Annotated in this window: 29 protein-coding genes (1 of these 29 only partly in view); all 29 read right to left on the bottom strand. The window is 64.0% G+C overall.

Translation table 11 applies throughout. The features are described from left to right. Window positions 1-160 precede the first annotated feature (160 nt). Window positions 161-1,933: an NADH-dependent [FeFe] hydrogenase, group A6 gene (locus DAUD_RS06750; RefSeq protein ID WP_012302431.1), complete on the bottom strand. Its 1,773-nt coding sequence runs from the start codon at window positions 1,931-1,933 to the stop codon at window positions 161-163. Window positions 1,934-1,946: 13 nt separating this feature from the next. Then, the gene (gene nuoF / locus DAUD_RS06755; protein WP_012302432.1) at window positions 1,947-3,665 is read right to left on the bottom strand and encodes an NADH-quinone oxidoreductase subunit NuoF; all 1,719 of its coding nucleotides are present in this window, start codon (window positions 3,663-3,665) and stop codon (window positions 1,947-1,949) included. 21 nt (window positions 3,666-3,686) lie between these two features. After that, window positions 3,687-4,154: an NADH-quinone oxidoreductase subunit NuoE gene (gene nuoE / locus DAUD_RS06760; RefSeq protein WP_012302433.1), complete on the bottom strand. Its 468-nt coding sequence runs from the start codon at window positions 4,152-4,154 to the stop codon at window positions 3,687-3,689. A 191-nt stretch (window positions 4,155-4,345) separates the two neighbouring features. Further along, a complete protein-coding gene (hemL, locus tag DAUD_RS06765) occupies window positions 4,346-5,644 on the bottom strand; it encodes a glutamate-1-semialdehyde 2,1-aminomutase (RefSeq protein WP_012302434.1) in 1,299 nt (432 codons plus the stop codon). Between the two features lie 48 nt (window positions 5,645-5,692). Continuing rightward, window positions 5,693-6,160 carry a siroheme decarboxylase subunit beta gene (gene ahbB, locus DAUD_RS06770; RefSeq protein WP_012302435.1) on the bottom strand — a complete coding sequence of 156 codons (468 nt, stop codon included), beginning with the start codon at window positions 6,158-6,160 and terminating at the stop codon, window positions 5,693-5,695. Further along, a complete protein-coding gene (gene ahbA / locus DAUD_RS06775; protein WP_012302436.1) occupies window positions 6,150-6,623 on the bottom strand; it encodes a siroheme decarboxylase subunit alpha in 474 nt (157 codons plus the stop codon). The genes ahbB and ahbA overlap by 11 nt, the downstream gene beginning before the upstream one ends. Further along, a complete protein-coding gene (gene nirJ2 / locus DAUD_RS06780) occupies window positions 6,613-7,617 on the bottom strand; it encodes a putative heme d1 biosynthesis radical SAM protein NirJ2 (protein ID WP_012302437.1) in 1,005 nt (334 codons plus the stop codon). Before nirJ2 ends, ahbA begins: the two co-directional genes overlap by 11 nt. 2 nt (window positions 7,618-7,619) lie before the next feature. After that, window positions 7,620-8,576 (bottom strand): porphobilinogen synthase, encoded by a 957-nt coding sequence (hemB, locus tag DAUD_RS06785; protein ID WP_041571225.1) that lies wholly within the window; start codon window positions 8,574-8,576, stop codon window positions 7,620-7,622. 387 nt (window positions 8,577-8,963) lie between these two features. Continuing rightward, window positions 8,964-10,148, bottom strand: a complete 1,185-nt coding sequence (locus DAUD_RS06790; protein ID WP_012302439.1) for a radical SAM/SPASM domain-containing protein — start codon at window positions 10,146-10,148, stop codon at window positions 8,964-8,966. Beyond that, window positions 10,126-11,661 carry a uroporphyrinogen-III C-methyltransferase gene (gene cobA / locus DAUD_RS06795; RefSeq protein WP_012302440.1) on the bottom strand — a complete coding sequence of 512 codons (1,536 nt, stop codon included), beginning with the start codon at window positions 11,659-11,661 and terminating at the stop codon, window positions 10,126-10,128. The genes DAUD_RS06790 and cobA overlap by 23 nt, the downstream gene beginning before the upstream one ends. A 15-nt stretch (window positions 11,662-11,676) precedes the next feature. After that, window positions 11,677-12,606 (bottom strand): hydroxymethylbilane synthase, encoded by a 930-nt coding sequence (gene hemC / locus DAUD_RS06800; protein WP_012302441.1) that lies wholly within the window; start codon window positions 12,604-12,606, stop codon window positions 11,677-11,679. Then, on the bottom strand, window positions 12,606-13,946 hold the full coding sequence (locus DAUD_RS06805) for a glutamyl-tRNA reductase (RefSeq protein ID WP_012302442.1): 1,341 nt from the start codon (window positions 13,944-13,946) through the stop codon (window positions 12,606-12,608). The genes hemC and DAUD_RS06805 overlap by 1 nt, the downstream gene beginning before the upstream one ends. Next, complete coding sequence (locus DAUD_RS06810) at window positions 13,921-14,562, bottom strand: precorrin-2 dehydrogenase/sirohydrochlorin ferrochelatase family protein (protein ID WP_012302443.1); 642 nt, start codon at window positions 14,560-14,562, stop codon at window positions 13,921-13,923. Before DAUD_RS06810 ends, DAUD_RS06805 begins: the two co-directional genes overlap by 26 nt. An 81-nt stretch (window positions 14,563-14,643) precedes the next feature. Beyond that, complete coding sequence (locus DAUD_RS06815) at window positions 14,644-15,600, bottom strand: polyprenyl synthetase family protein (protein ID WP_012302444.1); 957 nt, start codon at window positions 15,598-15,600, stop codon at window positions 14,644-14,646. A 177-nt stretch (window positions 15,601-15,777) separates the two neighbouring features. After that, window positions 15,778-16,401, bottom strand: a complete 624-nt coding sequence (locus tag DAUD_RS06820; RefSeq protein WP_049752582.1) for a TraR/DksA C4-type zinc finger protein — start codon at window positions 16,399-16,401, stop codon at window positions 15,778-15,780. Window positions 16,402-16,492: 91 nt separating this feature from the next. Continuing rightward, the gene (locus DAUD_RS06825) at window positions 16,493-16,795 is read right to left on the bottom strand and encodes a DUF5665 domain-containing protein (RefSeq protein ID WP_012302446.1); all 303 of its coding nucleotides are present in this window, start codon (window positions 16,793-16,795) and stop codon (window positions 16,493-16,495) included. A 200-nt stretch (window positions 16,796-16,995) separates the two neighbouring features. Continuing rightward, window positions 16,996-18,354 carry a PFL family protein gene (locus DAUD_RS06830; RefSeq protein ID WP_012302447.1) on the bottom strand — a complete coding sequence of 453 codons (1,359 nt, stop codon included), beginning with the start codon at window positions 18,352-18,354 and terminating at the stop codon, window positions 16,996-16,998. A 70-nt stretch (window positions 18,355-18,424) separates the two neighbouring features. Next, the gene (locus DAUD_RS06835) at window positions 18,425-18,706 is read right to left on the bottom strand and encodes an ACT domain-containing protein (RefSeq protein WP_012302448.1); all 282 of its coding nucleotides are present in this window, start codon (window positions 18,704-18,706) and stop codon (window positions 18,425-18,427) included. Between the two features lie 101 nt (window positions 18,707-18,807). After that, entirely contained in the window at window positions 18,808-19,689 is an 882-nt protein-coding gene (gene secF, locus DAUD_RS06840; protein ID WP_012302449.1) for a protein translocase subunit SecF, read from the bottom strand. Window positions 19,690-19,802: 113 nt separating this feature from the next. Further along, on the bottom strand, window positions 19,803-21,035 hold the full coding sequence (gene secD / locus DAUD_RS06845) for a protein translocase subunit SecD (protein ID WP_012302450.1): 1,233 nt from the start codon (window positions 21,033-21,035) through the stop codon (window positions 19,803-19,805). A 15-nt stretch (window positions 21,036-21,050) separates the two neighbouring features. Further along, a complete protein-coding gene (locus tag DAUD_RS06850) occupies window positions 21,051-21,710 on the bottom strand; it encodes an HD domain-containing protein (protein ID WP_012302451.1) in 660 nt (219 codons plus the stop codon). 25 nt (window positions 21,711-21,735) lie between these two features. Then, the gene (gene yajC, locus DAUD_RS06855; protein ID WP_012302452.1) at window positions 21,736-22,008 is read right to left on the bottom strand and encodes a preprotein translocase subunit YajC; all 273 of its coding nucleotides are present in this window, start codon (window positions 22,006-22,008) and stop codon (window positions 21,736-21,738) included. Between the two features lie 85 nt (window positions 22,009-22,093). Further along, window positions 22,094-23,215 (bottom strand): tRNA guanosine(34) transglycosylase Tgt, encoded by a 1,122-nt coding sequence (gene tgt, locus DAUD_RS06860; protein WP_456298426.1) that lies wholly within the window; start codon window positions 23,213-23,215, stop codon window positions 22,094-22,096. 67 nt (window positions 23,216-23,282) lie between these two features. Then, a complete protein-coding gene (locus tag DAUD_RS06865) occupies window positions 23,283-23,507 on the bottom strand; it encodes a DUF2905 domain-containing protein (protein WP_012302454.1) in 225 nt (74 codons plus the stop codon). Further along, window positions 23,507-24,073: an epoxyqueuosine reductase QueH gene (locus DAUD_RS06870; RefSeq protein WP_012302455.1), complete on the bottom strand. Its 567-nt coding sequence runs from the start codon at window positions 24,071-24,073 to the stop codon at window positions 23,507-23,509. The genes DAUD_RS06865 and DAUD_RS06870 overlap by 1 nt, the downstream gene beginning before the upstream one ends. 14 nt (window positions 24,074-24,087) lie before the next feature. After that, window positions 24,088-25,107 carry a Holliday junction branch migration DNA helicase RuvB gene (gene ruvB / locus DAUD_RS06875; protein WP_049752654.1) on the bottom strand — a complete coding sequence of 340 codons (1,020 nt, stop codon included), beginning with the start codon at window positions 25,105-25,107 and terminating at the stop codon, window positions 24,088-24,090. Between the two features lie 17 nt (window positions 25,108-25,124). Beyond that, the gene (gene ruvA, locus DAUD_RS06880) at window positions 25,125-25,733 is read right to left on the bottom strand and encodes a Holliday junction branch migration protein RuvA (protein ID WP_012302457.1); all 609 of its coding nucleotides are present in this window, start codon (window positions 25,731-25,733) and stop codon (window positions 25,125-25,127) included. Next, window positions 25,730-26,218 carry a crossover junction endodeoxyribonuclease RuvC gene (ruvC, locus tag DAUD_RS06885; RefSeq protein ID WP_012302458.1) on the bottom strand — a complete coding sequence of 163 codons (489 nt, stop codon included), beginning with the start codon at window positions 26,216-26,218 and terminating at the stop codon, window positions 25,730-25,732. The genes ruvA and ruvC overlap by 4 nt, the downstream gene beginning before the upstream one ends. Window positions 26,219-26,255: 37 nt before the next feature. Next, on the bottom strand, window positions 26,256-26,677 hold the 3' portion of the coding sequence (locus DAUD_RS11590) for a hypothetical protein (protein ID WP_012302459.1). The gene runs 166 nt beyond the window's last position; only the last 422 of its 588 coding nucleotides appear in the window; its start codon lies beyond the right edge, outside the window; it ends in the stop codon at window positions 26,256-26,258.

A 26,677-nucleotide genomic window follows, 5' to 3' on the forward strand; every position in this document is an offset into this window, starting at 1 on the left:
GCTGTCTGGCGGTCAGCAGGGCGCCTCGACGCCTTCGGGGGTTTCGCCGATCACCCACACCACGGCCTCCGCCGTCATCCCGTTTCTACTCTCGGTCAACCCATCATCACCATCCGATCCGGAAAAAGGGGGCCTAGCCCCTATTTTGTGTCCCCTGTTTTTACCTGACTTGGGGAGCTGGACTACTCGCTCTCGCCAACTCCGGGTGGGCCGACCGCGGCGTGTAGCTGGTATGCAAAAGCTTGTGCGATTTTTCGCCCAGCGGTTCGCCCAGGAACCGTTCGTACAGCTCGATGATGGCCGGGTTCTCGTGGGACTTGCGCAGCTTCATCCCCTTGTCCAGGCGGTAGATCCCGGCGGCGCGCCGCTGCCGGACATCGGGATTGGCACAGATCGGCTGGCCGCCCCCGCCGATGCAGCCGCCGGGACAAGCCATCACCTCGATGAAGTGGCAGTCCTTCAACTCGCCAGCCTTCAGCTTCTCCATCAACATCCGGGCGTGACCCAGACCGTGGGCCACCATCACCCTGACGGGGTTGCCCTCCAGGTCGATGGCCGCCTGCCGGACACCGTCCAGCCCGCGCACCACCTCGATGTCGATTCCGGGTAAAGGTTTCCCGGTGAGCAGTTCGTAGGCTGTGCGCAGCGCCGCCTCCATCACCCCACCCGTGGCGCCAAAGATGGCCCCGGCGCCCGTGGAGAGGCCCATGGGGCGGTCGTACTCCTCATCCGGCATATTGTTCAGGTCGATGCACGCCTCGTGGAGCATCCGGACCAGTTCCCGGGTAGTGAGCACCATGTCCACGTCCCGGTAGCCGCTGGCGTTCATCTCCGGCCGGCCCGCCTCGAATTTCTTGGCGGTGCAGGGCATGATCGAGACCACCACCATATCCTTCGGGTCGATCCCGGCCTGTTCCGCATAGTAGGTCTTGGCCAGCGCCCCGAACATCTGCTGCGGCGACTTGGCGGTGGACAGGTGCGGCAGGAACTCGGGATAGAAATGCTCGATGAACTTGATCCACCCCGGGCTGCAGGACGTGATCATCGGCAGCGGGCCGCCTTTGGTGAGGCGGTGGATCAACTCGTTCCCTTCCTCGACAATGGTCAGGTCCGCCGTGAAGTCCGTGTCGAACACCCGGTCGAAACCGAGCCGGCGCAGGGCGGCCACCATCTTGCCGGTCACCGGCGTGCCCGGGGGCAAGCCGAACGCCTCGCCCAGTGTAACCCGGGTTGCGGGCGCGGTCTGCACCACCACGTGTTTGGCGGGGTCGGCCAGCGCCGCCCAGACGGCCCCAGTGTCGTCACGCTCGTAGATAGCGCCCACGGGGCACACCAGCGCGCACTGTCCGCAGTGTACGCAAACCGAATCGCCCAGGGGCAGGTTGTAAGGGGGCGCGATCACCGTGGCAAAGCCCCGCAGCTGCGGCCCGATGGCGTGCACCGTCTGCACTTCGGCGCAGACCGTGACGCAGCGCCGGCAGTAAATGCACTTCTGGGGCTCCCGGATAATCGCCGGGCTGGAGTCGTCCTTCTTGTAAAGGGTCCGGGACATCCGCTGGAACCGGATCTCCCGGAGGCCCATCAGGTTCGCGGCCGCCTGCAGTTCACAACTGCCGCTCCGGATGCAGAGCAGGCACTCGTTCGGGTGGTCGGAGAGCATCAGCTCTAGGATCATCCGTCGGGCCTCCCGGACGCCGGGCGTGCCGGTCCGCACCACCATCCCTTCGGTGGCCGGCAGGGTGCAGGAGGCCAGGTATGTCCGGGCACCCTCGACCTCCACGATGCACATGCGACAGGCCCCGGCCCGGTGGTTCAACTGCTTCAGGTAGCAGAGGGTCGGGATGGCAATGCCCAACTGCCGGGCCGCGTCCAGCACGGTGGTCCCCGGTTCAACCGTCACGGGCCGGCCATCTATGGTCAGAGTAACGGCCATAAAATCTCCCTCCCTACTTCTTGGCCTGCGCCGGGCCGATGCGCATGGGACAGACGCCGGTTGGACATTGTTTTTCAACCGCGTGCCGGTCGTACTCATGCCGGTAGTGCCGGGTCGTGCTTAAGACCGGGTTCCCGGCGGTCTGACCCAACCCGCAAAGCGCGGTCTTTTTGACCACGTTGGCCAGTTCGATCAAAAGCTCCACGTCTTCCTTCGTCGCCCGGCCCTGGGTCAGCCGGGTCAGGATCTCCAGCATCCGCCTGGTGCCGATCCGGCACGGCGTGCACTTCCCGCAGGACTCGTCCTGCACGAAATCCATGAAAAACCGGGCCACGTCGACCATGCAGCTGTCCTCGTCCAGGACGATCATGCCGCCCGACCCCATGATCGAGTCGAGCGCGGCCAGGGCCTCGTAGTCGATCGGCGTGTCAATGTACTCCGCGGGGATGGCGCCCCCCGAGGGTCCGCCGCTCTGGATCGCCTTTAAGCTTTTGCCGTTTTTCATTCCGCCGCCGATGTCGTACACCACTTCCCGCAGGGTGGTGCCCAGAGGCACTTCCACCAGGCCGGTGTTGACGATTTTGCCGGCCAGGGCGAAAACCTTGGTCCCCTTGCTCTTCTCGGTGCCGATGCCCGCGTACCAGTCGCCGCCGCGCAGGATGATCGGGGCGATGTTCGCCCAGGTCTCCACGTTGTTAATCACCGTGGGCTTGTCGAACAAGCCGCACTGGGCCGGAAACGGCGGGCGCGGGCGCGGTTCGCCGCGCTTGCCCGCGATGGAATGAAGGAGCGCCGTTTCCTCGCCGCATACGAAAGCGCCGGCGCCGACACGGATCTCGACGTCAAAGCTGAAACCCGAGTCCAGGATATCCGTGCCGAGAAGACCCATCTCCCGGGCGCTCTTAATGGCGGCCCCGAAGTTCTTGATCGCCAGCGGATACTCCGCCCGGATATAGGCGTAACCCTTGGAAGCCCCCACGGCGTAACCGCCGATAGCCATTCCCTCCAGCACCGAGTGCGGGTCGCCCTCCAAAACGCTCCGGTCCATGAACGCCCCGGGGTCACCCTCGTCGCCGTTGCAGACCACGTACTTGGGCTCGTCCTCGGCCTGCAAGGTGAACTGCCACTTCAGGCCAGTGGGGAAACCCGCCCCGCCGCGCCCGCGCAGCCCGGACTTCTTAATCTCCTCCACGACCTGCTCCCTGGTCATCCCGTTCAGCACGCGGGCCAGTGCCGTGTAACCGTCGCGGCCGATGTACTCCTCGATGGAAAGGGGGTCGATAATCCCACAGTTCCGCAGCACAATCCGCTTTTGCCGGTTGAAGAAGGGGATCTCGGGCAGGCGCGCCAGCACTCTGCCGGTGTCCGGACACCGGTGCAGCAGACGGTTCACCGGGCGGCCCTCCCGCAGGTGCTCAGTGACCACTGATTCCACGTCCCCGGCCGTAACCTTCTCGTAGAAAATCCCGTCCGGGTAGACGGTGATCATCGGTCCCAGGTTGCACGGCCCCAGGCAGCCGGTTTCAATCACCCGCACCTTCGCTTCCAGGCCCTGCTTTCTTATCTCATCAACCAGCGCGCTTTTCACGGACTTGCAGCCGGAGGAAACACAGCCGGTGCCCCCGCAGACCAGGGCGTGGTATTCGTACCCGTCGACCGGGCGTTCATTCGCCCGCAGCCGCAGCGCCTCGTGCGCCTTGGCCCGCAACTCCGCCAGTCCGGTAATGTTCATCGGTCCACCTCCCCCTTGCAGCTACTTGTATTGCTCCAGAATCTCCGGCACCTTTTCCGGTTCAACCCCGGCGTGCACGTCCTCGTCCACCGTCATTACCGGCGCCAGGGCGCAGCAGCCGATACACCGGACCACGTCCAGGGAGAAGCGCCGGTCCGGCGTAGTGTCTCCGGCCTTGATCCCCAGCTCTTGTTCCAGCCGGACCTTCACCGCGGCCGAACCCTTGACGTAGCAGGCGGTGCCGTTGCACAGGGCGATGCCGTGACGGCCGCGCGGCCGGAAGGTGAAAAAGGCGTAAAAGGAAGCCGTTCCATAGACCTCGGTCAAAGAAAGCCCCAGTTTATCGGCCACCTCCACCAGCACGGGCTTCGGCAGGTAACCGACGGTCTGCTGGACGTGGGACAGCACCTGGATCAGGCTGGACGGCTCACCGCGATGGGCCTCTATGTAACTGACCAACCGGTCCAAAAGAGGTTCTTGCTGAGGCATAGGCGACTCCCTTCTTTCGTCACTAGTTTCTACCATCTGTTCTAATATTCACATAACTTTGACGGACACCGGATTTCTCCTGCCCAATAATTAAGAAAATTCAGCTTAAAACCGGCCAAAAAAAGGCCGCCGGGAGGCGCTCGAAATGCCGGCGGATCAGGAATGGTATCTAAGCCAAGATTATAACGCTCCTACCCGGAAAAAGCAAAACGGAATGCTTCCTCGCAGGCCTCCAGGGTCCGGTCGATGTGTTCGTCGGTGTGTGCCGTCGACAGAAACAGCGCCTCGAACTGGGCCGGGGCGATGTACACCCCGCGCTCCAGGAGCGCCTGGAAGTAACGGCTGTACCGCGCGGTGTCCGAACGCAGCGCCCCCGCAAAGTCGGTCACCGGGCCGGGCTGGAAGAATACGCACAGCATCGAGCCGGTTTGAGTGATGTACACTTCGGCCCCGGCCCGGGCCGCCGCCTCCTCCAATCCCCGGGCCAACCGCAGGGTCTTCGACTCCAGGGCCTCGTAAACGCCCGGCTCGGCCAGCGCTTTGATGGTCGAAATCCCGGCCGCCATCGCCAGGGGATTTCCGGACAGGGTTCCAGCCTGGTAGACCGGCCCGGACGGGGCCACCTGTTCCATAATGTCGCGGCGCCCTCCATAGGCCCCCACCGGCAGTCCGCCCCCGATGATCTTTCCGAGGCAGGTCAGGTCAGGCTGAACGCCATAAAGATTCTGGGCCCCGCCGTAACTCAGCCGGAACCCGGTGATCACCTCGTCAAAAACTAGCAGGGCACCGTACGCCGCGGTCAGATCCCGAAGCCCCTTCAGGAAACCGGGCCGGGGCAGGACAAGCCCCATATTCGCAGGGACCGGCTCGACGATCACGGCCGCGATCTCCTCCCCGAGCCGGGCGAAAAGCTCCTTCAGGCCTTCCAGGTCGTTAAAACCGGCCACGACTGTGTTCCGAGCCGTGTCCTCCGGCACCCCGGGGCTGGTCGGCACCCCGAGGGTCAGCGCCCCGGAACCGGCCTTTACCAGCAGCGCGTCGGCGTGGCCATGGTAGCAGCCCTCGAACTTCACGATTTTTTCACGCTTGGTGTAGGCCCGCGCCAGCCGCAGGGCGCTCATGGTCGCCTCGGTGCCGGAATTGACCAGCCGGACCATTTCCACGGACGGTAGGGCCTCCACCAGGAGCCGCGCCAGCTCGATCTCCAGTTCGTTCGGCGCCCCAAAACTGGTCCCGAACTCGGCGCACTCCTTCACGGCCCGGACCACCAGCGGGTGGGCATGCCCCAGGATCAGGGGGCCCCACGAGGCCACGTAGTCGATGTACCGGTTGCCGTCCACGTCAAACAGGAGCGCCCCTTCCCCGCGCAAAAAAAATATCGGGTCGCCCCCCACCGCCTTGAAGGCGCGGACCGGGCTGTTCACGCCGCCCGGCATGTACTTCTGGGCCTCGGCGAACATCTGGGCCGACCGGAAATGATCCCGTGTCATGATATCACTCCTTCTGCTTCCGGAATCCCCTGCTGTCCCGGGAATCTCCTATCGGAAATACTGCATGCTGCTCCGTTTGAGTTCGGCCGTGCTGAAGAGCACAACGTACTCGCCGATGCCGACCGCGGCACTGATCTGCCGCACCAGTTCCCGGCACTCGGCCTCAGTGGGACGGTGCACCATGGCGTAGAGGCTATACGGCCAGCCGGGCGCGGTAGCCCGCTGGTAGCAGTGGGTCACCTCGGGGTAAGCGGCGATCGCCAGCCCGACTCGCTCGATCTCCTCCGGCGGCACCACCCAGGCCACCAGGGCGTTGCCGCTGTAGCCGACCCGCTGGTGCCGCAGGGCAGCCCCGAAGCGCCGCATCAGGCCCCGCTGCAGAAAATCCGCGACCGTCTCCAGGAGCTTTTCCTCGGTTACTCCGAGACGCCGGGCCATCCCGGCGAAAGGACGGCTCTCGACCGGCAGGTCCCCCTGAAGCTCGCGTATGGCTTGCTTTTCGAAGTCACTCAGCATCGGTCACCTCGGGTACCTTAAACCGTACTTTGATTTTAAAGACGCGTTCGGCCGGCAGGCTCAAGATGTGGTCGATACCGGCACGCGTTTTAATTTCGTTAATGATTTGCTGAACCGCCTCGGCGGACGGGGCCAGCACCGTAAACCACATATTGTACTCGTGGTCACGGAGGTAGTTGTGGCTGACCTCTGGGTAGGCGTTGACCACTGCGGCCACCCCGTTGATCCGTTCCCCGGGGACCCGCATGGCGCAGAGCGTGCCGGTGTAGCCGAGCTTGCGCGAATCGAAGAAGCCACCCATCCGCCGGATGATCTTGGCTTCCCGGAGCCGCACCAGGCGCTCGAGCACCTCGGCCTCCTGCACCCCGAGTTCGGCCGCGATCTCCCGGTACGGCCGAATGGAAAGCGGGATCTGCTGCTGGATCAGCTCCAAGAGCCGCCGGTCGGTATCGTCAAGCTTCATGTGTCGCCACCCGCCCCCCGCGATAAAGGCACCAGGGTTCCTCGGCCATGTAATCCCCGTGGTAGAACTGGGCCCGCGCCCGGCAGCCGCCGCAGGTGTCACGGTACTCGCAGGTGCCGCACTTTCCGGAGTAGCGCCGGGAACGCAGTACCCGGAACAGTTCGGCCTCCCGCCACATCTTCCCGAACAGGGTTTCCCGCACGTTGCCGACGGCCTTGTCCAGGTAGGCGCAGGCCTGCAGGTCGCCGACCGGGTTCACCAGGCAGTAGGCGATGCCGGCCAGGCAGCCGCGCGTGAACCGCGTTTTTGCCCCGAGCTGGTCGGCCACCCGGATGAACTGCGGGGCGCAGGTCGGCTTCACTTCCAGTCCCGCCGTTTGCTGCTTCTTGAGCAGCCGGCGCAGCAACTGCTCGTATTGCCGGGCGCGCAGGGTGGTGTGCTCGATGGCAAGAGCCCTGCCGGTCGGTACCAGGAAAAACACGTGGTGGGCTATGCCGCCCAGTTCCACGGCCAAGTCGGTCAGCCCTTCCACTTCTTCCTCGTTCCAGTCCATCACCGTGGTGTGCACCTGGAAGGGCAGGCCCGCCGCGCGGCAGTTCTTCATCCCTTCCACCGCCGCCTGCCAGGAGCCTTTCTCGGCCCGGAAACCGTCGTGGGCACCCGGGTCCACGCTGTCCAGACTGATCCCGATCGCTCGCGCTCCGGCCTGAACCAGCCGGCCGGCCACTTCCGGGGTGATCAGAGTGCCGTTGGAGCCCAGCACCGGACGCAGTCCCCGGGACGCGGCATAGGCGATAAGGTCATAGATGTCGGGCCGCATGAGCGGCTCACCGCCGGAGAAGATCATGATCTTGAACCCGGCCCCGGCGATTTCGTCGATGAGGGCCTTGCCCTCAGCCGTGCTCAATTCGTCCTCGGCCTTTTGACCCGCGTCGCGGTAGCAGTGGGCGCAAGCCAGGTTGCACATGTTTGTGGTATTCCAGGATACCAGCATTTCTATCCCTCTTCCAGCCAACGAGCGACGTCGAGGGCGAAGTAGGTCAGGATGATGTCGGCGCCCGCGCGCTTCATTCCGGTCAGCATCTCCAGGACCAGCGCCCGCTCGTCTATCCAGCCCTTCTGGGCCGCGGCCTTAACCAGGGCGTACTCGCCACTCACGTTGTAGACCGCCACCGGCACCTCGAAAGTGTCTTTCACCCGCCGGATGATGTCTAGGTAGGCCAGCGCCGGTTTGACCATCACGATGTCGGCTCCTTCCTCCAGGTCCAGGGCCACCTCGCGCAACGCTTCGAGCGCGTTGGCCGGGTCCATCTGGTAGGACCGGCGGTCGCCGAACTGCGGCGCCGACCCGGCGGCGTTCCGGAAGGGACCGTAAAAGGCGGAAGCGTACTTGGCCGCGTAGGACATCACCGGCACCTCTTCAAACCCTTCCGCGTCCAGGAGCGCGCGAATGGCCCCCACCCGGCCGTCCATCATGTCGGACGGGGCGACCATGTCGGCGCCCGCCCGCACGTGCGACAGGGCGGTTTCCGCCAGGAGTTCCACCGAGGGGTCGTTCAGGACGGCCCCGTTTTCCACCAGCCCGCAGTGACCGTGGTCGGTGTAGGCGCAGAGGCACACGTCAGTAATCACCAGGAGGCCCGGGTAGCGGTCCTTGATGGCCGCCACCCCCCGCTGGACCACTCCGTCGGCGGCGTAGGCCCCGAAGGCCCGGGCATCCTTGGCCGCCGGCACCCCGAACACGATGATCCCCGGAATCCCGAAGGCCACCACCTCTTGCAAAAGGGCAGACAGGGTGTCCACCGAATAGCGGTACACCCCGGGCATGGACGGCACAGGCTCAACCACACCCCGGCCTTCCGCGATGAAAACCGGCAAGATCAAGTCGTCCACGTCCAGCCTGGTCTCTCGGACCAGGCGCCGGACAGCCGGCTCCCGGCGCAATCTCCGCATCCGCGTCCTCACCCACACCCACCTCCAAAAAGGGGTCAGGCCCCTTTTTACTTTCCCTGACTTTCCCTCGGCCCCCAAAGGGGTTGCTTTTGCATGAGCGGCAAAGTCGCTTTTCTGTCTTCTCTGACTCTTGAGGCATTTTCGTAAAAGGGGTCACACACGATCCCAGACCCAAGAGCAGCCAGAAACCTAAATTATGCCTGGAATGCACTCTGCCTACATCATAATTGGAATCAGCCTGTTCCCGCCAGCCGCCTTACAGAAGACTAAAACTATGAGTATGCGGGCACTTCGGTAATCCGGATCACCACTTTAATCCTTTAAGAGAAAGGCGTTGGTACCGTTTTTTGAAAGTCAAAGAAGGTAAAAAGGGGCCTGACCCCTTTTTCACCCGGGTTGGATCTCGGCTTCGGTCAGGTAGCAGGCCGGGTCGGCGGCCCAGAAATCGCCGCTCACCGCCTCGGCCCGCGGCCGGAAGTTGCCGTTGCAGATTTCCAGCCAGCGGCAGGCCGCGCAGCGGCCGCGCAGGAGCGGCCGGCGGTTTTTCAGCCCGGCCAGGATCGGGTTTTGAGTATCGGTCCAGATGTCCCCGAACTTGCGCTCCCGGACGTTGCCCAGGTCGTGGTTCATGGTGAACTGGTCCGGGTGCACGTTCCCGTACCAGTCCACGGCCCCGATGGCGATGCCGCTCCGGTTGCCCCCGGAGGTTTTCAGCCACTCCCAGACCCGGGCGGCCCGCTCCGGCTGCTCGCGCTTCAGTCTCAGGTAGATGTAAGCGGCGTCGGCGTGGTTGTCCACCGTCAGGATTTCCTTCTCCAGCCCCCGCCGGAACAGGTCGGCCGTCCGGTCGTAAATCAGGTCCAGGACCGCGCGTTTTTCTTCCGGGGCCAGGTCCTGTTCCACCAGCCGGCTCCCCCTGCCGGAGTACACCAGGTGGTAGAAGCACACCCGGTTCACCTCCTCGGCCTCGATCAGGTCGAAGATGGTGTCGATCTCCCGATAGTTGTAGCGCGTGATGGTGAACCTTAAGCCCACCCGCTGCCCGACGGCCACGCAGTGGCGGATGCCCTCCAGCGCCGCCTCGAAGGCGCCGTCGAACCCGCGGATCCGGTCGTTGGTCTCCCGGATGCCGTCGATGCTCACCCCCACGTAGCCGACCCCGGTCTCCTTCAGTTTCCAGGCTGTTTCCCGGGTGATAAAGGTGCCGTTCGTGGAAACCACGGGCCTTAAGCCCCGCTCCCGGGCGTAGGCCGCCAGTTCATAGACATCGGGCCGCAACAGCGGCTCGCCCCCGGAAAACAATAGCACGGGTACGCGAAACTCGGCCAGGTCGTCGATCAGCCGCCGGGCTTCGGCCGTGGTCAGCTCTTCCGGATCCGGCTCGGCCGTGGCGCTGGCGTAGCAGTGTTTGCACTTCAGGTTGCAGGCCCGGGTCGAGTTCCAGACCACCACCGGGCCTATGCCGTCCGACCCGCTGGCACTGGTGCCCCGGCGCTGGTAGCGCAGGTGGTCCCCCGATTCGTTTTTCCCGGAAACCATTTTGGAAATGCTAAGCAACACCTTCACTCCCACCGAAGTACTCCCGCACGGCCTGAACCAGGCCGTCGATCGTGTATTCGCGGGCCACCGCCGCCACCTTGAGGCCCAACTCCCGGGCCGTTTGCGCGGTCACCGGCCCGATGCAGATCACCGCCGACCGGGCTAACAAACTGGGGAGGTCTTCCGCCCCCAGGGCGCCCACGAAATTGCGCACCGTCGAGGAACTGGTGAAGGTCACCGCGTGCACCCGCCCCTCGGCGAGCAGCCGGCGCACGGGGGCCGCATTTCCGCCCACGGCGACCGTGCGGTAGGCGGTGACGTCGCTGACGGCCGCCCCCGCCCGGGTCAGCGCCTCGGCCAGGTCGGACGGCGCGATGTCGGCCCGGGGCAGCAGGACCCGCTCCCCGGGGGCCAAAAGCGCGCCCATCCCGTCCGCGATCCGCTCGGCCCGGTATTCCTCCGGGATGTAGGCCACCTTCAGGCCGCGGCCGACCAGCGCATCCCTGGTGCGCGGCCCGATGGCGCAGAGCCGCGCCGGGCCGAGTTCCCGGATGTCCCGCTCCAGTTCCCGGAAGCGGTTGAAGAAATAGTCGACCCCGTTCACACTGGTGAACACGATCCACTGGTAGGTGTCAATTTCACTGATGGCCAGATCCAAAGGGCCGTAGTCGTCCGGCGGGCGGATGGCGATGGTCGGAAACTCCAGAGCCTCGCCCCCCAGCCGGGCGATCCGCTCCGACAGCGCGCTGGCCTGCTCCCGCGACCGGGTGACCAGAATCCGCCGGCCGAAGAGCGGCTTTTGCTCGAACCAGCGCAGGTGCGGCCGCATCCGGCACACCTCGCCCACCACAATGACGGCCGGGTTCTTCAGCCCGGCTGCCCGGACCCGTTCCACGATGTCGTCCAGGGTGCCCTCCACCGTTTCCTGCTCGGGCAGCGTCCCCCAACGGATGACGGCCACCGGGGTGGATCCGGCCCGGCCGTGCCGGACAAGCCGCGCCACGATGTCGGGCAGGTTGGCCATACCCATCAGGAACACGATGGTGCCGGCCCCGGTGCTTAGTTTGTCCCACGCAATGGCGGTTTCGTCTTTGGTGGGGTCTTCATTGCCGGTGATCACGGCCACCGAGGCCGTGAAATCCCGGTGGGTCAGCGGGATGCCCGCGTACGCGGGCGCCGCCACCGCCGAGGTCACCCCGGGCACCACTTCGAAAGGAATGCCCCGTTCCGCCAGGTACTCGGCTTCCTCGCCGCCGCGGCCGAAAACGAAGGGGTCACCCCCTTTGAGCCGGGCCACCGTCAGCCCTTCCCCGGCCCTGGCGGCCAGTAAGCCGTTAATCGCGTCCTGCGTCAGGGTGTGCCCTTCGGGAGATTTCCCGGCAAAAACCAGTTCGGCTTCCGGCCGGGCGTGCATCAGGATCCGCGAGTTGACCAGGCGGTCGTACACCACCACGTCCGCCTCCTGGATGCAGACTAGTCCTTTCAAGGTCAACAGGCCGGCGTCACCCGGGCCCGCCCCGACCAGGTACACTATGCCGCGAGGCATCACTTCTCCACTCCTTTACGCACCCGCACGCACCCGGGCCAGAATCTCGCCGGCGCCCATCTCCAGCAGCCGGACGGCCAGACTGTTGCCGAGAGCCTCCGGCCGGTCCGCCGGACCGGACTCTTGGGCCCGCACCAATTCCGTCCCGTCCAGGGAGGCCACCACCGCCTCCAATACCAGGCGCCCGTCCCGGAACCGTCCCAGGGCCCCGACCGGTACCTGGCAGCCGCCTTCCAGGCGCCGCAACAGCGTCCTCTCGGCCTGCACGGCCGCGCGGGTCGGCGCGTGGTCAATCGTTCGCAGCATTTCGAGGATCTCAGCGTCGTCCGCACGCGCCTCGATCCCCAGCGCCCCCTGACCGACCGCCGGCAGGCACATGGCCACCGGTATGCGGTGGGTGACCCTCTCGGTAAGGCCCAACCGGAACAGCCCGGCCCAGGCCAGCACCAGGGCGTCCACCACGCCCTCGTCCAGTTTCCGGAGCCGGGTCTGGACGTTGCCCCGTACCGGGATCACTTGCAGGTCGGGCCGGTAGGCCAGGAGCTGGGCCGTGCGCCGCAGGCTGCTGGTCCCGAGCACCGCGCCTGCCGGCAGCTCCTCCAGCCGCTCCCCCCCGCGGGAAATGAACACGTCGCCCGGGTACTCCCGGACGGAAACCGCCCCGATGACCAGACCCTCGGGCAGCCCGGTGGGCAGATCCTTCATGCTGTGCACCGCCAGGTCGATTTCCCGGTGGAGCAGCGCCTGCTCGAGTTCCTTGGTAAAAAGGCCCTTGTCGCCGATCTTGGCCAGGGCCACTTCCAGGATATTATCTCCGGTGGTCCGGATTTCCTTGCGCACGAAGCTCACCCGAGGGTAGCGCGCCCGCAGGTGGTCGATGACCCAGTCGGCCTGCGCCAGGGCCAGCCGGGACCCGCGCGTGCCGACCACAACCTCCCGCCGCATCAACAGCCCTTTCCTTTCAGGCAGCTAACCGGGCAGGACTCCGTCCGACCCACTAGCGTGGGTACCCCACCGTTCTCCGGCTCCAGGTTGAAGAGCTTCTGCAGGGCATCCGAGTAGAAGTGGCCCTCGGGCGTTAAGGCCAGTTTCTTTAACCGGGTAATCGGCTCGTGCAGCAGTTGACTGACGATGGAGTTGGCCATGGAACTGATCACCTTCAACTCCCGTTCGGAGAGTTCGCCTCCAAGCCGGTTCAGCGCCCGGTCCAGCTCGTTCCGCTTGATCTCCTCGCCCCGCTTTTTCAAGGCCACCACGGTGGGGATGACGAAGCGTGACCCGAGCGCCAGCAGGAACTCGCGCACTTCGGCGTCGATGATCCGTTCCGCCGCCACCGCAGCCCGCCGCCGTTCCGCCAGGTTGGCGTCGACCACGCTCTGCAGGCTGTCGATGTCGTAGAGCACAACGCCGGGCAGGTGCCCCACTGCCGGGTCCACGTCGCGGGGTACGGCGATGTCGATAAAAAAGATGGCGCGGCCTCCGCGCTCGGCCAGAACGGACGTCATCGGTTCGGCGCGGATCACGTAGTGACTGGCCGCCGTGCAGCTGATCACGATGTCGGCGTGTCCCATCCACCGGTACAACTCGTCGAAGCGGACCGCCCGGCCCCCGAACTGGGCGGCTAACTCCACCGCCCGGGGGTAGGACCGGTTGGACACGATGACGCCGGCCACCCCGTGCGACAGCAAGTGCTTTACGGTCAACTCGCTCATCTTGCCGGCCCCGACGATCAGGACCTCCCGGCCCTCCAGGCTGCCCAGGGTCTGCCGCGCCAGTTCCACGGCCGCGTAGCTGATGGAGACCGGATTCTTGTCGATGCCCGTTTCAGTCCGGACCCGTTTCCCGACCGCCAACGCCTGCTGGAAGGCACAGTTCAAAAGCCAGTTCACCGTTCCGACTTGCTGGGCGAACTGGTAAGCCTGCTTCACCTGGCCCAGGATCTGAGTCTCGCCCAGGACCATGGAGTCCAGGCCGGAGGAGACCCGGAACAGATGACGCACGCTTTCCCCGAAGGAATAGTTGTAGGTATGGCTTTTGATCGCTTCCACCGGGCTGCCGCAGCGTTCGGCCAGGAAGCACCAGATATTCTGCAGGCCGTCCTCTTCCGAGAGCACGGCATAGACCTCGGTACGGTTGCAGGTGGAGATAACCACGCAGCTTTCGACACCCTCCCGGTCGCTGAGGCCCCGCAACACCTCTTTCAAGGTGTGCTCCGGAAAGGAAAGCTTTTCACGCACGGCCAGCGGCGCCGTACGGTGGTTAAGACCCACCACCGTAATCAACACTGCCTACCAGCTCCTTCACCCTGTCGTAGTCGCCGTTCTCTAGCGCGTCTAAGATCTCCGGCGCGCAAAGCGCCTCCAGCAGTTGCTCTTTCCTGACCGGGTCGGATACGCTCCGAATGATATTATGGCGTATTCGGCCGATAAGTGCAAGGTAGTCCCCGTACAGGGGGCCGTACTCGCGTTCCAGCTTTTCCCGGAGCCTGCGGGCCAGCAGGGGGCTTTGGCCGCCGGTGGAAACGGCGATGGTGAGGTCGCCTCGGCGCACACAGGCGGGTACGAAAAAAGTGCAGTTTTCCGGATCGTCAACCGCGTTCAAAAGAAGGCGCCGCTCCCGGCAGTCCGCGGCCACCATCCGGTTCGCCGCCGGATCGTTGGTGGCGCTGATCACCAGAAAAGCGCCCTCTACGTCTCCGGGGCGGTATCGGCCCCGCCGGTACTCGATCACCCCGGCGTCCGCCAGGGCCTGCAAGTCCGCGGTGAGCCGGGGGCTGATCACCCGCACCCGCGCCCCCGCTTCCAGCAGGGATTTGACTTTGCGTTCGGCCACCCGTCCCCCGCCGATCACCAGGCAGAGCTCACCCTCCAGCTTGACCAGGACCGGATATAAGGCAGACATTCGCTCCCTCCAACCAGAGAAGACACCGGCTTCCTTGCTTCATCTCTCCGACTTCCGACTTCCGGCTTCCGACCTCTATTTTCAGTAGGTGCGCACCCGGACAAAGTCGGTCACCCGGGCGAAGTTCTCCCGGGCCGGGATGTCCGGCAGCATTTTCAGATAGCCGTGGGCCTTGTCCAGGTACTGGTCGGCAACCTGGAACGCCAAATCGACGCCGCCGTATTCCTTGGTCAGCCGGATCGCTTCCCGGACGTCTTCGGCGGTCTTTTCGGTCTTGTTCACGAGGGCCGCCAGCCTGCCGTCTTCCGGGCTCCGGGCCAGCGCCAGCATCACGGGGAGCGTGATGATGCCCTGGCGCAAGTCCCCCCCGGTGGGCTTGCCCAGGCGTTTCTGGTCGGCCACCATATCCAGGATGTCGTCAGTGATTTGAAAGGCCATGCCCAGACAATGGCCGAACCGCCCCAGCGGCTTGTACAGCTCGCGGGGCGCCCCGGTGGCCACCGCTCCGAGCTGACACGCGGCCTGGATCAGGAGCGCGGTCTTGTACTTGATCCGCCGCAGGTAGTCCCGGAGATCGCACTGGTTCAAGCCGGCGAACTGGATGATTTCCCCCTCGCACATCTTCACGCAGGAGTGGGCCAACACCCCGATAATTACCGGGCTCCGGTAAACGGATACCAGGATCATGGCCTTCGCCAGCAGGTAGTCGCCGGTATGAACCGACACCTTGTTGCCCCAACGCGCTTTCACGGTCGGAATCCCCCGCCGCAGTTCGGCGCCGTCGACCACATCGTCGTGCACAAGGGTAGCCAGGTGCACCAACTCCAGCGCCATAGCCAGGGGCAGGACTTTCTGCAGGTCATAGTTGTAAAACTTGGCCGACAAAAGGGCGAGAGCCGGACGCAATCGTTTGCCGCCGGCCCGGAAAAGGTGGCTGGACGACTCGGTCAACAGCTGGTTGTTGCTTTTCAGGACGGCGTACAGTTCTCGCTCAACAATATCCAGGTCATCCCGAACCACGTCCAGCAGGGGTAACATTTTCTCGCAAGCCTTCTCTCTAATAAGAGCGCTGTTTTCATGTTTCGCCCGGCACCTCCGAAATCCTTCTCCAAACCGCCGGAAGGCCCCGGGACGGCAAAAACCTCAGTTCGTTGGTAGTCGGTGACGGGATCAGCCACTTAAAGTCTTTTCCCACCAACCACTGACCACCGACGACTAACGACCAAATTCCCCGGTGTCACCCCGCACCCGGGTGTCCTGGAAGAACATCCCATCCTCTTTGACGTAGGGGATCGCATCCACATCCTCCGTATGGCCGCGGTCCTCCTCTTCCGAATTCTCGGTTTCGGTCGAAAGGCTGTCCTGCGACGCGTCCTGCCAAGCATCCTCCCGGTCGTACATCACGCTCTCGTTTCCCGGCGGGAGCCACGGACGGTTGAACACCTCTTCCTCCACCGGGCGCGCCCGCTCGTCTTTCCCCTCGGCCCGGGCCTTGCACTCCCGGCACTTGGTCGTGAACGGCACCGCCTCCAGCCGCTCGAGGTCGATGTCCACCCCGCATTCGTCACAGCGGCCGTAGGTGCCCCGGTCCATCCTGGCCAGCGCGTCCTCCACGGCCAGCAGGCGGAACCGGGCGTTCTCCCGCAGAGCAAAATCCTTGCTCCGTTCAAAAGTCTCGCTGGCTATATCTGCCGGATGGTTGTCGTAGGTGCTGAGCTCCCCGATGGTATCTTCCAGCGCCACGTCCATGGTCTGCTGGATGGCATTGATCTCCCGCTGCACGGCGGCCCTTTCCCGGAGCAGGCGGACGCGCAGTTGTTCGAGCTTGGCCGAATCCACTTTATCACTCCCCAAGTCTTTTGTCCCCGACTTCCCCCTGGGTCCCGGGCCGCACTACCGCGACGTCGGGCAGACACCCGGCGGGTTCCGATTAGCGGGCCAGGTTGATCTCCACCGCACGGACGATATCCGCGATAAAGCCCCCGATCAGCGGCAGGTTCAGCGTCACCAGCCGCTGGAGAACCAGCACCACCACCGCGCCCAGGATGGTGAAGCCGACGGCGATGCCGAGCCCCCGCGCGATGCCGGTGAGAAAGTTGATGTACAACAGGCGGTAGGGCCGGTCGAGCAGCGCCACGTATTCAGCCAGCCGCATCTTTTCCATGGCCACGCTCAGCTGGCGGACTTTTAGTTTGAGCTCCCACAAAACCCGGTTGTCAGCTTCCCTGGCCATACGCGCCCCCGGCCTCCTTGGAAACATTATTTACCGCGGGGCAAAAAAAAATGAAACCTGCTCTGACTGGCTTCTCCAAAACCGCAAACCCCCGGTTGTTCACATGAACGAGATGAACGAGACTCATCTCCGGAAGAAGAACTGTTTGCGCAATCGATGGGAAGATGTCCAAGGGAATGGGGCGGTACGCGGTGCTGATCTTAGTTGTTCAGGCTGCTGATCGGCGCGGGAATCCGCCCGCCCCGGTGCACGAACTTGGCGGCCCCGAAATGGTTGACTTCCATTATCGGCGTCCGTCCCAGAAGGCCGCCGAATTCCACAAACTCCCCCGCTCTTTTTCCGGGCACAGGGATCAGCCGCACCGCCGTGGTCTTGTGGTTCACTACCCCGATGGTGATCTCATCGGCGATCAGGGCGGCGATGGTTTCCGCCGAGGTGTCTCCCGGCAGGGCGACCATATCGATCCCGACGGAACACACCGCGGTCATCGCTTCCAGCTTGTCCAGGCCCAAAGCCCCCGCCGCCACGGCCCGGATCATCCCGGCGTCTTCGCTGACCGGGATAAAAGCCCCCGAAAGGCCGCCGACGCGGGACGAGGCCATGGCTCCACCCTTCTTGACGGCGTCGTTCAAAAGGGCCAGCGCCGCCGTGGTGCCGGGGGCGCCGCAGGCTTCCACGCCCAGAGCCTCAATGATCTCGGCCACGCTGTCCCCCACGGCCGGGGTCGGCGCCAGCGAAAGGTCCACGATGCCGAAGGGCACCCCGAGTCGCTTTGCTGTCTCCCGGCCCACCAACTCCCCCATGCGGGTGATCTTGAAGGCCGTCTTTTTGATCTCCTCGGCCAGCGCACCCAGGTCGGCGTCCGGCAGCCGGGCCACCGCGTTCTTGACCACGCCCGGTCCGCTCACCCCCACGTTGATCACGCACTCCGGCTCCCCGACCCCGTGGAAAGCCCCGGCCATGAAGGGGTTGTCCTCAGGCGCGTTGGCGAACACCACAAGCTTGGCGCACCCGATCGCACTGCGGTCGGCCGTGCGGGCCGCCGTTTCTTTGATGACCGCTCCCATCAGCCGGACGGCGTCCATGTTGATCCCGGCCTTGCTGGTGGCCACGTTCACCGAGGCGCACACCCTTTCGGTAGCAGCCAACGCCTCCGGGAGGGACGCGATCAGCTCCCGGTCGCCCCGGGTGAAGCCCTTGTGGACCAAGGTGGAATAGCCGCCGATGAAGTTCACCCCGACTTCCGCCGCCGCCCGGTCCAGGGTCCGGGCCAGGGCCAGGCAGCCGTCTCTACCCATCTCCCCGATGATCAGGGCCACAGGGGTGACCGCGATCCGCTTGTTCACGATCGGGATCCCGTACTCCCGCTCGATCTCGTTTCCGATCTCCACCAGCCGCCCGGCGAGGCGCGTGACCTTGCGGTGCACCTTGTCACAGACTGCCACCGGATCGGAGGCGGCACAGTCCAGCAGGCTGACACCCATCGTAATGGTGCGGATGTCCAGGTTTTCCTCCTGGATCATTTTAATGGTCTGGATGATCTCGTCCACACCCAACATTTGCATCACTTCCTTAAAAAAATGCAGCCTAGCGCACGCCGCCGGTCGACCGGCCGGTCTGCGAAGTCTTCTAGATGCGGTGCATGTAAGTGAAGGCGTCCTCGTGCTGGGCGTCGATCCGCACGCCGAGTTCCCGCCCTTTTTCCGCAAGCCGCCCCTTGAGTGTGCTCAGGTCGACCTTGCTACCGCGCATGTCGGCCACCATGATCATCACCAGGAACTCTTGCAGGATGGTCTGACTGATATCCAGGATGTTCACGTTGTTGTCGGCCAGCACCTGGGCCACGCCCGCGATGATCCCCACCCGGTCCGTGCCGATCACGGTCACGATAATGCGGTTTGTGCCGGACATCTTCCCACGTCCCCTCCTAAACACAGGTGCCCGCCCGCGATCCCGCCGGATGCGGCCGGGCACAAACAATGCTCAAGCCTTCAGGGCGCCCATCTCCCGGATCAGGCCCGGGCGCCCGCCGGTCTTTTTGACCGCGGCAGCCGCTTCCTTAAGTCCAGCCATACCGGGCCGGCAATGAAAATCGAGGACCAGGTACCGCTTACCACACCGATCATCAGGGCCAGGACAAACGCTTTCAGCGTCGCGCCGCCCAGGAAGAACAGCGCGAGCAGCATGAACATCACGGTCACCGAGGTGTTGATCGAACGCGCCATGGTGTCCCACAGGCTCCGGTTGACGACGTCCTCCAGGGGCTCGGTCTTCTTGGCGGCCTTGGCGTTTTCACGGATCCGGTCAAAGATCACGATGGTGGCGTTGATGGAGTAACCGAGAATGGTCAGGACCGCCGCCACAAAGGCGCTGTCCACCTGGATCCAGAATAGCGAGAATATGCCGATCGTGATCAGGGCGTCGTGCAGAAGCGCCACAATAGCGGCAAGACCCTGTTTGAATTCAAAGCGCCAGGAAATGTAGACCACAATGGCAACGGCGGCCGCCAACAGCGCCAGGATCGCTCTCTGCGCCAGTTCCTTACCGATCACCGGGCCGACCGCCTCGTTCCGGAGCACGGTCAGGGTCCCGACCTCCTTACCCAGGGATTCGATCATCGCCTGGTTCTGGGTCTCGGTGATGACACCGGTGCGGATAAGCACCTGTCGGTCCCCGCTGAGCTGGATGACGCTCCGTTCCAGGCCGTGCCCGGTCAGCACCGCGCGCACCTCCTGGACGCTCACCTGCTTCTGGAATTGAACCTCTACCAGGCTGCCGCCCGTGAAGTCGATCCCCAGGTTCAAACCCCGGAACAGCAGGGAGATGATCCCCGGGACGATGATCAGCAGCGAAATCAGGTACCAGTACTTGCGTTGCCTTACGAAGTGAAACACTACCGCTCCCCCTTCAAATTCCTAACCCGTCCAAATCAGGCGGTCTCCCGTCTCAATTCCCCTGAAACCGCCCCCGGCGGCTTCTTTTCCTTCCAACTTCCGGCCTCCAACCTCTATTTCAGGTACAGACGGGGACTGTTGACCATCCCACTACCCGCGAGCAGATGAAGCATCCATTTGGTGAGCACCAGGCCGGTGAACATGCTGATCAGGATGCCGATGCCGAGGGTCAGCGCGAACCCTTTGATCATTACCGGTGCGAACACGTAAAGAATCACGGCCGCAATCAGGGTGGTGACGTTCGCGTCCAGAATGGCCACGAAGGCCCGTTTGAAACCGGCATCCACCGCCGAGCGTAATGAGCGGCCGGTGCGTAATTCCTCTTTGAGACGTTCAAAGATGATGATGTTGGCGTCGATGGCGATCCCCAGCGAGAGCAGGAACCCGAAAATCCCGGCCAAAGTCAGCGTGGCGTTGAACGCCGCCAGCACCAGCAGGACCAGGGTGGCGTACACCACCAGGGAAACGGCGGACACCAGTCCGGGCAGGCGGTAGTACAGCACCATGAACAGCAGGATGGCGCCGAAACCGATCGCCCCGGCGGTGACCGAACGCTCCAGGGAATCCGCCCCCAATTGCGGGCCAACGGTGCGCTTCTCCATGATGTCCAGCTTGACCGGCAGGGCGCCGGAACGCAACAGGACGGCGACCCGGTTCGCCTCCTGCAGGGACTCGTATCCGGTGATCACGGCCTTGCCGTCCGGGATGGGTTGCTTGATTTCCGGGTTTTGCAGCATGTGCCCGTCCAGGTAAATGCCCAAGCGCCGGCCCACGTGGGCCGCCGTCACTTCCGCAAAGGTTTTCGCCCCTTCCGGGTTCCAGGTCAGGTTCACTTCGGGTTCCCTGGTGTTCGGGTTAATCGCTTCCCGGGCATCGGACAGGTCGGCCCCGGTCAAGACCGTAGTGCCGTCCTCGGTCCGGAACTCCAGGTAGGCCGGACGGATCAGGTCGCGGACCACGGCGTCGGGATCGTCGACCCCGGCGATTTCCACGATGATCCGGTTTGTACCCTGCTGCTGGATCACCGGTTCGGTCACCCCGAACTGGTTGATTCGTTCCTCAAGCATCCCGATCGACCGCTGTACCGCGTCCGGAGTTGCTTTTGCGTCCTCGGTGTCCACCGCTTCGAGGACCACGTGCACCCCGCCGCGCAAATCCAGACCCAGGTTGATGTCCTGGGTCAGGGGCAGCCACGGCACGCCCGCCACCGGGTAAAAGGAGACCAGCGAAACGGCGGCCGCAACTACAAGAATCACGGCGACCTTAAGTAAATTACCCAACCTCAATTTCAGCTTCTCCCCCTACAACAGTTTGGCACCGTTGATCACCAGTTCGAAATTTGAGTTCAAGAAGTTTGCGGCCCGGCGGCACAGGGCCATCCGGGTCAGAAAAATTTCGAAGTACTCCATTACCGGGCAGATTTCGATGTCGATGGTCAGTTCCAGGGTAACCGCCCGCCGGTCCTCGTGCACCCACAGAAAGGAATGCTCCACCGCGTAGTTGACCCGGTCGTGAATGTCAAAGGTGGCGATGTCCGGATTCCGTACCCGGGAGCGGTGCACGTCCGACTTGTCGGCCAGGATCAGGGCGGCGGCCACCGTATTCACGGGCTGCCCGTATTCTTCCTCATGGTTGGCGATCGCCGAGATCACTTTCGCCATCTCATCGGGTTCCATGCCCATCTTCTCCAGCACCCGAAAGGCGATCAGGGCCCCCGAGATCCCGTGCTGGCTCCGGCTTACCACGTTACCAACGTCGTGCAGGTATCCGGCGATCGCCGCCAATTCGGCCTCCCGCCCCGGATAGCCCAATCGTTCCAAGATATTCCGGGCAATGCTGGACACCAGGTTGACGTGGCGGTAGCTGTGTTCGGTAAAGCCCATTACACCCAGGTACTTGTTACCGTTGCGTATGAAGCTGTCGATGACCGGGTTGGCTTTGACCTCCTGCAGCGTAATCAACCCACGGTCCCCCTAAGCCGGCCCCTTAAGTATTCTCGTTCCTGCGCACCTGGGCGATGGCGGTCTTCAGAAACTCGATCTTGACATTCTCGGCGACTTTTAGAATCACGGTATCTTCCTTAAGCTTTACGATGACGCCGTAGATGCCCCCGACGGTAATCACCGGATCGTTGACCTTAAGGCTCTTGATCATCTCCATGTGCTTCTTCTGGCGCACCTGCTGAGGTCTAATCAAGAGAAAGTATAGAAGGGCAAAAAGCCCGATAATGTAAAGGACCGAAATCATTTCCCCGCTCATAACCGGCCTCCTTTCTCTTTTTACAGAATTGTTCGCTTGAACCGGTTGTTTTCCTGTCTAAATCCTATGTAGTTTTACTATAAATTCAGGCCGGTGTCAAACAAGCTGCCAGGAATTGCTCTTTCAGGGAATGAAACCGGTCTTCGGCGATCGCTTCCCTGATCCGGCGGGCCAGGTCCAGGAGAAAGTGGAGGTTGTGGATGGTGGTCAGCCTGATCCCCAACACTTCGCCCGCCCTGAGCAGGTGGTGAACGTAAGCCCGGGAGAAGTGCCGGCAGGTGTAGCAGGTGCAGCCCGGGTCCAGCGGGCCGAAATCGCGGGCGTTGGGCGCGTTCCGCACCACCAGGCGGCCGGTGTGCGTGAATACCGCCCCGTGGCGGGCCATGCGGGTGGGGAGCACGCAGTCGAACATGTCCACCCCACGGGCGATCCCCTCGAACAGGCAGTCCGGGGAGCCGACCCCCATCAGGTAGCGCGGCCGGTCTTCGGGAATCAGCGGGATCACCCACTCCAGGGCCTCGTACATCAGCGGCTTGGGTTCACCCACCGAAAGCCCGCCGATCCCGTACCCCGGGAAATCCAGATCAACCAGGGCGCGGGTGCTTTCTTCCCGCAGGTCCCGGTAGACCGATCCCTGGATGATCCCGAATAGCGCGGTGGCGCCATCGCTGTTCCAGGCCGCACGGGCGCGGGCCGCCCAGCGCGTGGTCCGCTCGGTCGCGGTCCGGGCGTCCTTGTAGGAACACGGGTACGGGGCGCACTCGTCCAGAACCATCGCGATGTCGGAGCCCAGGGCCTCCTGCACGGCGACCACCTTTTCCGGGGTGAAAAAGTGCCGGGAACCGTCGATGTGCGACCGGAATTCCACCCCCTCGTCGCTGAGCTTCCGGAGCGGAGCAAGACTGAACACCTGAAATCCGCCGCTATCGGTCAGGATGGGCCCGTTCCAGTGCATGAACCGGTGCAGCCCCCCCGCCTCACGGACGAGTTCGTGACCCGGGCGTAGGTACAGGTGGTAGGTATTGCTCAGGATGATCCGGGCCCCGAGGTCGCGCACCTCTTCCGGGGTCATCGTCTTGACCGTGGCCTGGGTGCCGACCGGCATGAACACTGGGGTCTCCACCACGCCGTGGGGCGTGGTCAGCCTCCCGAGGCGTGCCCTGGTCCGCGAATCCTGTTTCAAAACCTCAAACAGTATACCCATCAAACCACCTCAAAAAGGGGCCTGGCCCCTTTGGTGGCAGCCTGTTGATGTTGTCTTCAACCGGTGCGCCCTACCGCCGGAAAAAGAGGTTCAGCACCAGGGTGAGAATGATGCTGAGCAGGATGGCGGTGGCCAGAGGGAAATACAGGGTAAAGTTGCCCCGCTGAATCAGAATGTCGCCCGGCAGCCGCCCGATGCCCAGTATTTTCCCCCCAAAGTACAGAAGCGCCCCCAGGACAACGATCAAGACGCCCACGATGATGAGTGTTCTCCCGAACCACTCCAAGATGTCCATTACCTCCGTTCCCCCTTACTGCGGCGTTCATGTCTATCCCGCTCGCTGAATACACACCCGCAGTACTGTTGGCGGTACAGGCCCAACTCCCGGGAGCGGCTGACGGCCTTCCGGAAACCCAGCCGAAAGTCCTCATAGTGAAACGATATGCCGTACTCGACTGCGGCGGCCATTCCCGCCTGCCGAACCAGATCGTGCTTTTGAAAAGGACTAACTAACAACGTGGTCGAAAAGGCCGCAAACCGGCCCCGCACCGCCACCCGCGCCGTCTGCCGCAACCGCTGGGTGAAGCAGAACCGGCAGCGATCCCCCTCCCGGTACACAACCTCGCGGAAGTATTGCTCGAGCGAGTAGTCCGGCGCGAAAATCACCGGCCAGTCCTCCCCCCGGGCGAAACTGGCCAGGGCCTCCCGGCGGCGCAGGTACTCCGCGTACGGGTGAATGTTCGGATTGAAGAAGTAACCGTGCGGCTCGAACCCCTGCTCCCGCAGCCGCTCGAGCGGGTAGATAGCGCACGGCCCGCAGCAAACGTGGAGCAGCATCTTCCGGTCCCCGTGCTCCGCCATAGCGCATCACCCCGCTACCAGATGGTCTCCTGACCGGCGCTCGCCGGTTGCGGGCTCCCCATGTGCCGGTAGGCTAGCGGGGTGGCCACCCGGCCCCGGGAAGTGCGTGTGATGAGACCGGACTGCAGGAGGTATGGCTCGTACACGTCCTCCAGGTTCGCCGCCTCCTCGCCTGTGGCCGCCGCCAGAGTGTCCAGTCCGACCGGACCGCCGCCGAACTTCTCGATCAGCACCGCCAGTAGGTGTCGGTCGGTGTTGTCCAGACCCAACTCGTCAATCCCCAAAAACTCCAGGGCCTCCACCGCATTGTCGGCGGTGATTACGCCCTGGGCCCGAACCTGCACGTAATCCCGCACCCGCTTCAACAGCCGGTTCGCCACCCGCGGTGTCCCCCGGGCCCGGCGGGCGATCAGGGCCGCCCCCGCGGGCTCGATGTCGACCCGGATGATGCCTGCGCCCCGGATTACTATGGCCAGGAGGTCCTCCGGGCTGTAAAATTCCAGCCGGCTGACCACCCCGAAGCGGTCCCGCAGCGGCGACGTCAGGTGCCCCGCCCTGGTGGTCGCACCCACCAGCGTGAACCGCGGCAGGTTGAGGCGGAGCGAGCGCGCTCCGGGACCCTTTCCGATTACTATATCCAGGGCGAAGTCTTCCATCCCCGGGTAGAGGATTTCCTCCACCGTCCTGGACAGGCGGTGCACCTCGTCGATAAACAGGATGTCGCCCGGACCCAGGTTGGTCAGAATCGCCGCCAGATCCCCCGGCCGTTCGATCGCCGGCCCGGACGTGACCCGGATGTTGCCACCCATCTCCCGCGCAATGATGTGCGCCAGGGTGGTTTTCCCCAGTCCCGGCGGCCCGTAAAGCAACACGTGGTCCAGAGCCTCGCCCCGGCGCCGGGCGGCCTCAATGCACAGGGCCAGCGTCTCCCGGACCCGGGCCTGGCCGATGAACTCGTCCAGGTAGCGGGGACGCAGGGTAACCTCGTCAACGTCTTCCACCTTCAGACCGGGCGCCACAATTCTCTGATCCAACATCTTCTCCCCCATCACTACTGTGAACCCATTATCCGCAGGGCCGCGTGGACCAGGCCCGCGGCATCCAGTTTACGGTCGGGTAGGCGGTTCAAAGCTTCCCGGGCCTCCCGCGGCGTGTAGCCCAGGCTGATCAGAGCCGCCAGGGCTTCGTTTTCCGCCCGACCCGCTAGCACGGGTACCCCGTCGGACGCGGGCAACTCCGCGCTCACTGCCACTTGCTGTTTTTCGAGGCGGTCCCGGAGTTCGACCATGATGCGGCGAGCAGACTTGACGCCGATTCCCGGCACGGTGGTCAGAATACCGGTGTCTTCCCGCAGAATGGCGGCCCACAGCCGGCGGGTGCCAAGACGCCCCACTACCGCCAGCGCCGTCCGCGGACCGATACCGGCCACACCCAGCAAGAGGAGAAAGGCAGTGCGGTCCAGTTCGCTGGAAAAACCGAACATCTCCAGTGCCGTTTCCTTAACGGAAAGGTAAGTGTAAAGGAAGACCGTTTCTCCGGGTTCAGGCAGGCTGGCGGCCAGCGACGGCGGCACCTGGACCCGGTATCCGATTCCCCCCACTTCAACTACCACGGCTTCCGGGTAGACGGAAACCAGTCTGCCCTTCAGAAAGTCGATCACACTAACGCCTCCATCCGCCGGTGATGGCAATGGCACAAGGCCACCGCCAGCGCGTCGGCAACGTCGTCAGGCTGGGGCGTCACCGCCAGACCGAGGATCGTGCGCACCATGTACTGTACCTGCTTCTTGTCGGCCCGGCCCGAGCCGGTGATGCCTTGCTTGATCTGCAGCGGGGTGTATTCAATGATCCGGGCGCCCGCCTGGGCGGCGGCCAGCAAAGCCACGCCGCGGGCCTGCCCGACCTGCAGGGCGGTAGTCACATTGCGGTGAAAGAACAACTGCTCGACCGCCACTTCCTGTGGACGGTGCCGCTCGTGAAGAGTAGCAATCAGCCGGTAGAGCATTTCCAGGCGGTCGGCGTCAGGCAGGCCGGCCGGGGTACGTAGACAATCGTAAGCGATGACCTCGTAACTGTTGCCGGTAACCTGCAAAACCCCGTAGCCAGTAGTAGCCAGGCCGGGGTCGAGTCCCATAACAACTACCATGGCTCTCCTCCTGAGAGCCTATTCGACGACGGCCATGCTAATCCTGCCGCAGTTCGTCCAGATTTTCCATGACGGCGTGCAGGGTCGCCTCATCCGGGAACTCCATTTCACTGCGCAGGCCAGCCTGCACTTCCTCGGGCTGTTGGTTGAACGCCATGGCCTGATCGAGCTTGTCACGGTAGAACCCGGGCAGGCTCTCCACCGGGATGTCCGTCAGCTGGCAGACCTCGCCGCCGCCGCCCAGGGGTCCTTCGTAAACGGCCACGTAACCCTCGCAAACGCCCAGGTGACGGTAGGCGGCGTGCTTCTGGCAAAACCGGACGCTTTGCCGGACTACCACCAGTTCCTCCGGCAGGTTCGCGACCACGGACCACCCATCCGCATCCGGGAAGTGGAGCCTGATTCCCGCCGCGTCCAGTCCGTGTATTTCGACCGGCGCGAAGCCCTGGTCACCCGTCT

It is taken from the genome of Candidatus Desulforudis audaxviator MP104C (assembly GCF_000018425.1).
GTDB lineage: Bacteria > Bacillota > Desulfotomaculia > Desulfotomaculales > Desulforudaceae > Desulforudis > Desulforudis audaxviator.